We start from the raw sequence: 9,158 nt of genomic DNA on the forward strand, positions 1-9,158 counted from the left end.
CCGACAAGCACCTCAACCTGCCTCAGTTTCGTGACAATCTCCTCAGGCTTGTGCCGCTTCGTAGCCATTCCGGTCCTCCGTTTTCCTAAACATTACGGCGGACCACTTTAGTGGGGGAAGATCAGGCGGTCCCCACTATCGCTTCGGAACGGCGAGGAACCGCTGACGAGCGCGGGACCGACGGGAGGCACGAGGCGATCCGATTCTGGTGGCACCTGGACGAGATGTTCGTGAAGATCAATGAGGAGAGGCACTATCTGCGGCGGGCTTTTGATTATGAAGGTGACGTCCTGGAAAGTTTCGCCTCGAAGAGAAGGGACCGAACAGCTACCCCGACTTCCAGGCCACCGCCGGTTCCGGCCAGCCTAGGCTGGCTGATAGATCGCATGCGAGATGTGTGAGCATCTTTCCGGTCGTTTCGCGGAATGCCGGCGTGAACACCCGCGTCGAGCCGGTGGTGCCGATCGACATGGTCGCACCCGGTCCCGTTTTGCCCAGCGGCGCCGCGACCGAGCACATGCCGCGTTCGATCTCTTCGACGCATTCCGCGTATCCGCGCTTACGGATGGCTTTGAGTTCCTCCTCCAAATCCACGATCCGCGTGAGAGTGAACTCGGTATAGCCCTTGAGACGGCCCTCCAGATCCTGGGTCAAGCGCAACTCGGGCGAAAACGCGGCGACGGCCTTGGAACAGGAACAGGCATGAAGCGGGCGTTTGCCAAGCCCGGGATGAAGGTAGGATACGCCGTTGTCAGGGGGTTCCACGTGAATGATCTCGACCGCCCGTCCCCGCAGTCGTGACAGGAAAAAGGCCGCCCCATACTCGGCCGCCGCGCGTTTCAGGGCCGGTGCTACGAACTCAAGCAGGACGCGATCGGATTGGTCGCTTTGCATGATTCGCTTCAGTCGGGTGCCGATGACGAATCGGCCCTTGGCTACGGGTTCCAATAGGCCTGCGGCGACCAGATCCTGAACAAGCCGATAGGCGGAAGGCTTCGGAAGATCAGAGTGGGCACAGATATCGGCCACTGTGGCCTCGTCCTTCTGTCCAACGATCTCAAGGATCAACGCCAATCGTTCAAGGTGCATTTTCTTATATCCTGATAGTTGCATTTTCGATATATGATAGAAACTGAGGAATCAAGAGGGGGCTCGATAATGGATGGAGCATGCTGCGGACCGGGCTATGCGAGCCCGCAGGAGGCGATCAACGCGCCTCGGGAGAAGCTGCTTTATACGATCGCGATCTACACCGGGACGGGGATCCAAAAGCCCGATTACCTGGCGACCGTGGACGCCGATCCCGCCAGCCCTACCTATTCCCAGGTAATCCACCGGCTGGAGATGCCGGGTATTGGCGACGAGTTGCATCACATGGGCTGGAACGCCTGTTCGTCGTGCCATGACGACAGCTCGATGTCTCGCAAATACCTGCTGGTCCCCGGCGTCCGGTCGAACAACATCCATGTCATCGACACCGCGACTGACCCGCGTGCGCCGCGTCTGCACAAGGTGATCGACGGCGCCGAGATCAAGGCCAGGACAAACCTGAGCGGCCCGCACACGGTGCATTGCCTGGGGTCCGAGATCATCATCTCGTTTCTCGGCGACGCCAGGGGCGAGGCGCCGGGCGGCTATCTGCATCTCAACAAGGATTTCGATATTGTCGGCCGCTGGGAAAACTCGATGGGCGATATCCCGTTTGGCTATGATTTCTGGTATCAGCCACGCCACAACGTGATGATCTCTTCGGAATGGGCCGCGCCCAACACCTTCATGCCGGGCTTTGACCTCGAAGAAGTGGGCCACCTGAAGTATGGCCGTCGCCTGCACATCTGGGATTTCGAAAAGCGTACGCCCATCGATAGCATGTATCTGGGCGAGGACGGGCTTATCCCGTTGGAGGTCAAGTTCCTGCACGACCCCGACAGCACGCACGGCTTTTGTGGCGCGGCGCTTTCCACCAATGTCATCCATTTCTGGAAGTCCGATGAGGGCACATGGGAATGGGAAAAGGTCATCGACGTGGAAAACGAACCGCATCCCGCATGGCCGATTCCGGTGCCAGGCGTGATGTCGGCGATCCTCGTGTCGATGGACGACAAGTATCTTTACCTCAACAACTGGCTGCACGGCGACATGCGCCAGTACGACATCACCGATCCGCATAACCCGAAACTCACCGGGCAGGTCTGGATGGGTGGGCTCCTGGGCCGGGCGCCAGAGGTCAACGGCGTCAAGGTCGCGGGCGGACCGCAGATGTTCCAGCTCAGCCTCGACGGCAAGCGGCTCTACGTCACGACCTCGCTGTTCTCGACCTGGGACAACCAGTTCTACCCTGATATCCGCACACAGGGCGGCGTGATGGTCATGATCGATTGCGACGTCGAAAACGGCGGCATGAAGATCAACGAGGAGTTCATTGTTGATTTTGGCAAGGAGCCGAACGGGCCCTCCCGATGCCACGAGACCCGCTATCCTGGCGGCGATTGCACGAGCGATATCTGGCTGTGACCGGGACCCGTACCATAACGATCTCAAACCGGGGGGGCGCGACGTATCAGGTCGATTCCCGCCGCCCGCTGCTCGACACGCTGCGCGCGCAGGGGGTCGATCTGCCCTATGGCTGCAAGTACGGCGGCTGCATCACGTGTGCAGCCAAGCTGACCGCGGGCGAGATTGATCAGCGCCGGCAAGTGGCGCTGAACAATCGCCAGGTCAGTAATGGCTATGTCATCCTCTGCGTCGCCCGGCCGGTGACGGATTGCACGCTGGAGATCGGCGTTGAGAGCCATGACAAGCTTTACCGCAACCCCTTTCTCGATCCGCTGGAGCCGCACGAGCTGAAAGCGGATATCGCAACGCGTAAGGAGGCGTAAATGCCCGAAGCCGACATCGATCGTCTGTACGATTATTCGCAGGATTACCTCGCGGACATTCTGCGGTCGGTCAAAACCATCGCCATGATCGGCGCCAGTGGCGACAAGACCAAATTCAGCTACGGCGTACTGCGGGTGCTGCACGAAACCGGCTACGATATGGTCCCGGTCAACCCGAACCCGAAACTTAAAGAGATTCGCGGCATCCCGGTCTACCGTTCGCTCGAGGAGATCGACCGCCCGGTCGATATGGTCGAGGTCTTCCGGCCCAAGGAAGAGCTATACGCCATTGCTCAGCAGGCCATCGGCATCGGCGCCAAAGTGCTCTGGGGGCAGATCGGCGTTTACGACGACCGCGCTGCGAAGCTGGCCGAGGAGGCCGGCCTGAAGGTGGTGATGAACCGCTGCCCCAAGATCGAGTTGTTCCGCCCGTTCTGGAAGCCGCGGCTCGATCTGGCGATATGAGCGGACCCGTCGCCGAATAACATGTGCCCCCCGCCCGCGGCAGCGGTGGGACGGCGGATTGGCCTCTGAACGCTGTGCCTACGGGGTTCGTCGCAGCCCGAAACAGGAAACCGAACATGGCCCAGACTATCACCAAAGGCTCCAAGGAGATCGTCAAGGCGGCCTTGGCGGCCGTTCCGGCCATCAGCGTAGAAGAAGCAATGCAGGTGGTGCACTCGCCCGATTACGTATTCGTCGATCTCAGGGACGGAACCGAACAGGCGAAGACCGGGATGATCCCCGGTGCCGTGGCCTCTTCGCGCGGCATGATGGAGTTCCACATCGACCCTGAAAGCTCCGCGCACAAGCCGGAGTTCAACGAGGACAAGACCTACGTGTTCTACTGCGCCTCCGGGGGGCGGTCGGCGCTGGCGGCCCAGGTGGCACTGGACATGGGGCTAAAACCGGTGGTGAATCTGTCCGGCGGTGTGGCCGCTTGGAAGAAGGCCGGCGGAACGCTGACCAGGGCCTAGGGGGACGACATGGGGTTTCCAGCATTGGATATGTCCGTCGAGCCGCGGGTCGAAGGGTTCTTCGACCCGGCCAGCAACACGATTTCCTATATCGTCAATGATCCTGCATCGGACGCCTGCGCGATCTTCGACAGTGTCCTGGACATCGACTATGCGGCGGGACGGATCACATATTCCAATGCCGATCGGTTGATAGAGGCGATCCGCAAGCGCGGCCTAGTCCTGGAATGGATCATCGAGACCCATGTTCATGCGGATCATCTGTCGGCCGCACCCTATCTGCAGCAGCAACTGGGCGGCAAGATCGGGGTTGGCGCGCGGATAGCCGAGGTGCAGGAAACTTTCGGAAAGGTCTTCAACGAAGGCACCGAGTTCCAGCGCGATGGATCGCAATTTGATGCGTTGTTCGAGGATGGCGACACCTATTCCATAGGCGGGATGAGTGGATTCGCTATCGCGACGCCGGGTCACACACCGGCCTGCATGGTGCATGTGATCGGCAATGCGGCCTTTGCGGGCGATACGCTGTTTATGCCCGATGGCGGTTCGGCCCGCGCCGATTTTCCGGGCGGGGATGCCGGTGAGCTATATGATTCCATCCAGAAGTTGCTGACCCTCCCGGAGGAAATGCGGCTCTTCATCTGCCACGATTACGGCCCTGGTGGCCGCGCGATCGCGTGGGAGACGACGATTGGACAGCAACGGGCCGAGAACATCCACGTCGGTGGCGGCAAGACGCGCGAGGAATTTGTCCGGTTCCGATCAGAGCGAGACGCTCAGCTGTCAATGCCGAAACTGATCATCCCGTCCCTGCAGGTAAACATGCGGGCAGGCGAAATCCCGCGCGACGTCAGCGGCGCGCCCATGCTGAAGGTTCCCGTAAATGGCTTATGAAAGCGAAACATACCCATCCGATCTCGTTAAGCGCACCGATGACGACGGTGTCGCGATACTAACCCTGAATGCGTCAAGGTCGATAAATGCTCTCTCCGAAGCCATGCTGGCGGCGCTGACAGACACATTTGACGAGATCGCCGAAGATCATTCGGTCAAGGTTGTGATTCTGCGCAGCGCAGGCGACCATTTCTGTGCCGGCCATAACCTCAAGGAAATGACCGAACGTCGAGCAGATGCTGACGGTGGATTCCAGTATTTTCAGAACCTTTTCGCAACCTGCTCTGCCATGATGCTCCGCGTGGTGCGCCTGCCGCAGCCGGTGATCGCCGAGGTGAAGGGGATCGCGACCGCCGCCGGATGCCAGCTTGTCGCCTCCTGCGATCTGGCGGTGGCGTCCGAAGATGCGCGCTTCGCTACCTCGGGGGTGAGTATCGGCCTCTTCTGCTCGACACCAATGGTTGCGCTCAGCCGCAATGTCTCGCGCAAGCTGGCGATGGAGATGCTGCTTCTCGGTGAGTTCCTGCCCGCGGCCCGCGTTGCCGAGATGGGACTCGTGAACCGCGTGGTCCAACGCGAGGCACTGGAGAGCGCGTCGATAGAAATGGCCCGCATCATTGCCGGCAAATCGCCCGCCGCCGTCAAAATCGGCAAGCGCGCCTTCTACGAGCAGGCGGAGATGCCACTGGAAGATGCCTATGCCTTCGCCGGCCGCGTGATGGCCGAAAATATGATGGCCCGCGACGCCGAGGCCGGAATCGGCGCCTTCACGCGCAAGGAACCCATGCCCGATTGGACCGGTAAATGATCTACGGTGGACCGGAACTGGCGCGCTGCGCCGCCAATCACACGGCGCTATCCCCAGTTTTAATCCTCAAGCGAGTCGAGAGGGTGCATCCCGAACTGCCCGCGCAGATACACGGGTCAATCAGGCGCACCTGGGGCGAGGTGGCCGAGCGCTGCAAGCGGCTGGCCTCCGCTCTGGCGAAACGTGGGGTCGGCAAGGGCGACACGATGGCCCTGATCGCGCCCAACATCCCCGAAGCGCTCGAGTGCGCGCTGGCGGTGCCGATGCTGGGCGCGATCAGGGCCACGCTGTCTACCTGTGGACGCTTCCGCTCTATCACTGCAATGGCCGGTGCTTTCTCTGGCCTATCACGCTGTTGGCGGGGTGCCACGTATTCCTGCGTGCGCCAAGAGCCGACGCGATATATGAAGCCTTCGCAGAACGCGGCGTCACGCATCTCTGCGGTGCACCGATCATCATGTCGATGATCTCGGGCGCGGCGCCCGAAGACAGGCGCGAGTTCCCGCAGAAGATCAAGATGATGACCGTCGCCGCACCGCCGCCCGCCACGGTGATCGCCGGGATGGAGGCGATGGGCATATCTGTCACCCATGTGTACGGTCTGACCGAAGTCTACGGCCCGGCTGTGGTGTCCGCCGAGAAAACCGCCTGGCAGGGTCTGTCGCTGGAAGAGCGTGCACGTCTCAAGGCCTGCCAGGGCGTCGCCTATGAGTTGCAGGAAGACGTGTTGGTCCTCGATCCCGTAACTGGCCGGCCGGTGCCTTGGGACGGTGAAACCTTCGGCGAGATTTTCATTCGCGGCAATATCGTGATGAAAGGCTACCTCAAGCAACCGGAGGAAACCGCAAAGTCGTTCAAGGACGGCTGGTTCTGGTCCCGCGGCATCGCGGTGCACCATCCCGATGGCTATGTCGAGATCCGCGACCGCGCCAAGGACATCATCATCTCAGGCGGCGAGAACATCTCGTCCATCGAGGTGGAAAAGGCGATCTACTCGCACCCCGCCGTCAGCATGGCCGCTGTGGTGGCCCTTCCGGACGAGAAATGGGGTGAAGTGCCCTGCGCATTTGTTGAACTGGCGGGCGGCGCGACTGTCACCGAAGAGGAACTCCTGGCGCACGCCCATGCCCGTCTCGCAGGGTTCCAGCGCCCCAAGAGAATAATCTTCTGCGAATTGCCCAAGGCGACGACCGGCAAGGTCAGAAAGAACGAACTGCGCGATCGCGCCAGGTCCGGTGTCAGGGGAGACTGAATTCGACTTTGCGGCGTGGCCCGAAATGGTCAGAAGTCACGCCGTCGTTGACACACGGTCGCAACCGATTGTCCATGTGGCGCTGCAGCGATGGGAGTGCTTGCTGGCCCGTGCAAAGCTGCGGGAAGCACAGGAAGACCCTAGTACGCGAAAGGACGTTTCATGTTTCAAGTGTTGTCCGGGGTCTGGGCCCTTCTGCTCGGCATCGTGTTCATCATGCTGGGCAATGGCATGCATTTCACCCTTATCGGCCTGCGCGGCGGGATCGAGGGGTTCTCGGCCGCGGAATTGGCCATCGTCACCTCGGGCTATTTCGTGGGCTTCCTTTCGGGCGCGCGTCTTACCCCGTTGCTGATCCGGCGGGTTGGTCATGTACGTGTTTTCGCGGCGCTGGGCAGCTTCATGTCGGCTGGGCTGATTGCCTTTCCGCTGTTAGCCGAACCCTGGGCCTGGACTGTGCTGCGGCTGCTCGTGGGCTTCTGCATGTCAGGCGTTTATGTGACCGCCGAGAGTTGGCTTAACCACGCCGCCACCAACGAGACGCGCGGCAAGGTGCTATCGGCCTACATGATTGCACAGACGCTTGGTATCATCGGAGCGCAGGGGCTACTGACGCTGGGCGATGCGGGGAGTGCCGTGCTTTTCATCGGCGCCTCTATCCTTGTATCGGTTTCGCTTACGCCAATCCTTCTGTCCGTCGCCCCGATCCCGGCAGCCGAGGTCGCACGCCCTATGTCTTTGCGCGACCTATTCGCGGGTTCTCCGCTCGGCACTGTGGGAATATTCCTTTTGGGCAACGTCTACGCGACACAATCAGGCATGGGCGCTGTGTTCGGCACCCAGATCGGGCTGACGGCGGCACAGATCGCGCTGTTCGTCGCGATGCTGTTTGCCGGGGCATTGGTGCTGCAATATCCCATTGGCTGGCTTTCGGACCGGCTGGACCGGCGCAAGCTGATCTTCGGGGCGGCCTCTCTCGGCGCGGCATCCTGTGCGTTGGGGTGGATCACCGGCGGCAGCCTGTGGACCTTGATGGCGGCCGCCTTCTTCGCCGGCGGGGTGACAACGCCGCTTTATGCCCTGTTTCTGGCCTACACCAACGATTTTCTTTCGGCCGAGGACATGCCAGCTGCTTCCGGGGGGCTCGTCTTCACCTTCGGGCTGGGCGCCATCGCGGGGCCGCTGATCACCGGCTGGGCGATGCAGGGGCTTGGCCCGTTCGCCTTCTGGCTGGTGCTTGGCGCGACCTTCGGGGCCATCGCGCTCTATGCGCTCTACCGGATGACGCAACGTTCGACCGCTCCGGTGGACGAGACCGAAAGCTACCTGGGCGTGCTGCCCACCGCCTCTGCCGTGGCGGTGGAAGCGGCGGGCGCATGGGCGGCCGAACAGGCCGAGGCAGAACGCGAGGCCGAGGCTCAGTCCTGATCGCCGTTGCAAAGGCGCGCAGGGCGGTGTCAAGTTGAGGTGCTTGAACGGGGCAGGGTGGGTAAAATTCAGTGACGGTGTTGTCAAAGGGGCGTTGTCAAAGGAACTTGGCTTGCGTGTGATTCAGCGCCGTAGGTTGACCCCACGCTAAGAGTGCATAACGCCTTGATTTATTGCATGAATTGGAAATTGGGTGGGGTCATGGTCGGCACCGATGATGACCCCAACTGCGTTGCGAATTTGCAAGCAAAGACAGGCACTTGTTACCTTTCAGAAAGGGGCCAATCTTCAAAGCTGATTCACAAGCAAGTGCTTATATATCCGCTCGAAAGAAAGACCGGACTGATCAGGAGAGGTGGACCGCATGCAGTGCCCCGTGGATGGAGAAACGCTCGTGACCGCCGAGCGCAGTGGCGTCGAGATCGATTATTGCCCGAAATGCCGGGGTGTCTGGCTCGACCGCGGAGAACTCGACAAAATCGTCGAGAGAGCGGCGCCTTCTGCGCCTGAACCCACGTATTCGCGTGACGATCATGGGTCGCGTCCGCACAAGAAGAAGCGGGAGTCGTTCCTCGGCGACCTTTTCGATTTCTGAATTTGAGTTTCCCAGTGCAGCAAAGACTTCGCATGGGCATCGTTCATGTCCCAGCACTCGTGGGGGGCACTGTCAGAAGAATCGCGTCTGGTCTTCCTTCCCGGCGCGCCCCACTGACGAGAGGGCACAAAATATTGTTCTGTAAGGAGAAAGACCTTTCAGAGCGCCGACAGTACCAACAAACGAGCCATTGTCAGCTTAGGGTCAGGACTCATAGCCAATAGATGACGGTTGCGGCGAGTGCGATGGCGGAGAGGAATACCTTCGGGCATCGGTCATATCGGGTTGCGACCCGTCGCCAGTCTTTGAGCCTACCGAACATGAT

General features: G+C 60.7%; 9 protein-coding genes and 3 pseudogenes. 10 read left to right on the top strand and 2 right to left on the bottom strand.

Annotation, left to right across the window (positions count from 1 at the left end):
- Positions 1-126: 126 nt before the first annotated feature.
- Positions 127-329: pseudogene (locus tag DDZ14_RS20060) on the top strand (DDE-type integrase/transposase/recombinase); the annotation flags it as partial.
- On the opposite strand, the gene DDZ14_RS18695 reads toward DDZ14_RS20060, so the two are convergent.
- On the bottom strand, positions 328-1,089 hold the full coding sequence (locus DDZ14_RS18695; RefSeq protein ID WP_109426496.1) for an IclR family transcriptional regulator: 762 nt from the start codon (positions 1,087-1,089) through the stop codon (positions 328-330). The pseudogene DDZ14_RS20060 and the gene DDZ14_RS18695 sit on opposite strands and share 2 nt — an antisense overlap.
- 69 nt (positions 1,090-1,158) lie before the next feature.
- On the opposite strand from DDZ14_RS18695, the gene DDZ14_RS18700 reads away from it, so the two are divergent.
- The 9 genes and pseudogenes from DDZ14_RS18700 (at position 1,159) to DDZ14_RS18740 (ending at position 8,833) form a co-directional block, all read left to right on the top strand.
- Positions 1,159-2,514, top strand: a complete 1,356-nt coding sequence (locus tag DDZ14_RS18700; protein ID WP_199221378.1) for a selenium-binding family protein — start codon at positions 1,159-1,161, stop codon at positions 2,512-2,514.
- Positions 2,511-2,879, top strand: coding sequence for a 2Fe-2S iron-sulfur cluster-binding protein (locus DDZ14_RS18705; RefSeq protein ID WP_233252647.1), 369 nt, complete (start codon positions 2,511-2,513; stop codon positions 2,877-2,879). The genes DDZ14_RS18700 and DDZ14_RS18705 overlap by 4 nt, the downstream gene beginning before the upstream one ends.
- The gene (locus tag DDZ14_RS18710) at positions 2,880-3,344 is read left to right on the top strand and encodes a CoA-binding protein (RefSeq protein WP_109426498.1); all 465 of its coding nucleotides are present in this window, start codon (positions 2,880-2,882) and stop codon (positions 3,342-3,344) included.
- Positions 3,345-3,460: 116 nt separating this feature from the next.
- Positions 3,461-3,856 (top strand): rhodanese-like domain-containing protein, encoded by a 396-nt coding sequence (locus DDZ14_RS18715; RefSeq protein ID WP_109426499.1) that lies wholly within the window; start codon positions 3,461-3,463, stop codon positions 3,854-3,856.
- Positions 3,857-3,865: 9 nt separating this feature from the next.
- A complete protein-coding gene (locus DDZ14_RS18720; RefSeq protein ID WP_109426500.1) occupies positions 3,866-4,750 on the top strand; it encodes an MBL fold metallo-hydrolase in 885 nt (294 codons plus the stop codon).
- Positions 4,740-5,558, top strand: a complete 819-nt coding sequence (locus DDZ14_RS18725) for an enoyl-CoA hydratase (protein ID WP_109426501.1) — start codon at positions 4,740-4,742, stop codon at positions 5,556-5,558. Before DDZ14_RS18720 ends, DDZ14_RS18725 begins: the two co-directional genes overlap by 11 nt.
- A pseudogene (locus DDZ14_RS18730) lies at positions 5,555-6,810 on the top strand (AMP-binding protein). Before DDZ14_RS18725 ends, DDZ14_RS18730 begins: the two are co-directional and overlap by 4 nt.
- 162 nt (positions 6,811-6,972) lie before the next feature.
- Positions 6,973-8,238, top strand: coding sequence for an MFS transporter (locus DDZ14_RS18735; RefSeq protein ID WP_109426502.1), 1,266 nt, complete (start codon positions 6,973-6,975; stop codon positions 8,236-8,238).
- 364 nt (positions 8,239-8,602) lie between these two features.
- Positions 8,603-8,833, top strand: coding sequence for a zf-TFIIB domain-containing protein (locus DDZ14_RS18740; protein ID WP_109426504.1), 231 nt, complete (start codon positions 8,603-8,605; stop codon positions 8,831-8,833).
- Positions 8,834-9,044: 211 nt separating this feature from the next.
- On the opposite strand, the pseudogene DDZ14_RS18745 reads toward DDZ14_RS18740, so the two are convergent.
- Positions 9,045-9,158 (bottom strand): annotated as a pseudogene (locus DDZ14_RS18745) (IS5/IS1182 family transposase); the annotation flags it as partial.

The sequence above is a fragment of the Maritimibacter sp. 55A14 genome (genome assembly GCF_003122205.1).
GTDB lineage: Bacteria > Pseudomonadota > Alphaproteobacteria > Rhodobacterales > Rhodobacteraceae > QEYE01.